Genomic DNA, 1355 nt, shown 5'->3' with positions numbered 1-1355 from the left:
CGGATGGGGTGGATGGCTCCTGCTCCCCCGGCGTCGCGATGCGCCATACTGCAGTTGTCTATCACTGCTAGGAAAGGAGCCACCCAATGCAGGTTACAACAGTCGGCCTAGATTTGGCCAAGAACATCTTTCAGGTCCACGGGATCTCAGCGGACGGAACCGTCGCGTTCAATAAGTCACTCAGGCGCGCACAGCTGTTGGACTTCTTCAAGAACCTTAAGCCATGTCTGATTGGGATGGAGGCTTGCGGATCAAGCCACCATTGGGCGCGTCAGTTCCAGAAGCTGGGCCATGAAGTCCGGCTGATGCCGGCCATGTACGTGAAAGCCTATGTCAAACGTGGAAAGTCTGACGCGATCGATGCAGAGGCGATCTGTGAGGCCGTAACGCGTCCGACGATGCGCTTTGTCGCGATCAAGACCGAGGAACAGCAAGGTGTCCTGTTCCTCCACCGCGCCCGAGACATGATCGTGCGGCAGCGGACCCAGCTCAGCAACATGTTACGCGGACTGTTGGGTGAGTTCGGGATTGTGATCGCTCAGGGAATTGGTCGCGCCGTGAAGTTTGCAAAGGGAGTGTTAGACGGAGACCTCCCAAGCATTCCCGATGTCGCCATCGATGTGTTGACGAACCTGTGCAACCAGATGGTTGCTCTGCACTTGCGCATTCTCTGGTACGACAAACGCATCCTGCTTGAAGGTCGAAGAGACCGCCAGGTCATGCTATTACGAACCATCCCTGGTGTTGGACCCGTAACCGCCTCGGCGATTGTCGCGACCGCGGGCGACGGGCATCAGTTCCGCAATGGACGAGAGTTTGCTGCCTGGCTGGGACTGACGCCTATCAACCGATCCAGCGGTGGCAAGGAACGCCTCGGACGCATCTCAAAAATGGGAGACAGATACGTCAGACGGCTATTGGTGGCAGGCATGACGGCACGACTGAGACACATGAAGGATAAACCGGACCGCGCAGATCCATGGGCAATCGCCCTGCTGGAGCGAAAGGCTCCAAGGTTAGCAACCGTGGCCATGGCCAACAAAACCGCTCGGATCGTCTGGGCCGTGCTGACACGAAACGAACGATACCAACCCCATGCGGCATAAGGGACAAGAGGAGACACAAGAAACGCAAGACCACTGAGATGATGGAGCCATGTCAGCCCGCCTACCTAGATACCCCGTCGAATGTCAGGGACACCAAGTTGTCCGTATTGCGGTTTGGGACTTGGTCAGCGGAAACCATTAGGGCCAGCAGCCGTGTGCGCTGCGCAAACAGGCCGGACACACGACTGCATCTGACAAGCGCTCAAATCAGCTCAAAAATTGTCTTGCAATGCAGGAGCCATCCACACA

The 1355-nt window shown here is 57.0% G+C and carries 1 protein-coding gene; it reads left to right on the top strand.

All coding sequences use genetic code 11. The features are described 5' to 3' along the window. Window positions 1–86: 86 nt before the first annotated feature. On the top strand, window positions 87–1106 hold the full coding sequence (locus tag RBB29_RS22245) for an IS110 family transposase (protein WP_306117120.1): 1020 nt from the start codon (window positions 87–89) through the stop codon (window positions 1104–1106). Window positions 1107–1355 lie beyond the last annotated feature (249 nt).

The organism is Roseovarius sp. MMSF_3359 (assembly GCF_030733385.1).
Classification (GTDB): domain Bacteria; phylum Pseudomonadota; class Alphaproteobacteria; order Rhodobacterales; family Rhodobacteraceae; genus Roseovarius.
The sequence above is the reverse complement of the archived record's forward strand: the minus strand, read 5'-3'. Positions and strand labels throughout refer to the sequence as shown.

Coding starts and splice junctions, on each gene's coding strand:
- RBB29_RS22245 (WP_306117120.1), top strand. CDS start 87: ATGCAGGTTACAACAGTCGGCCTAGATTTGGCCAAGAACATCTTTCAG.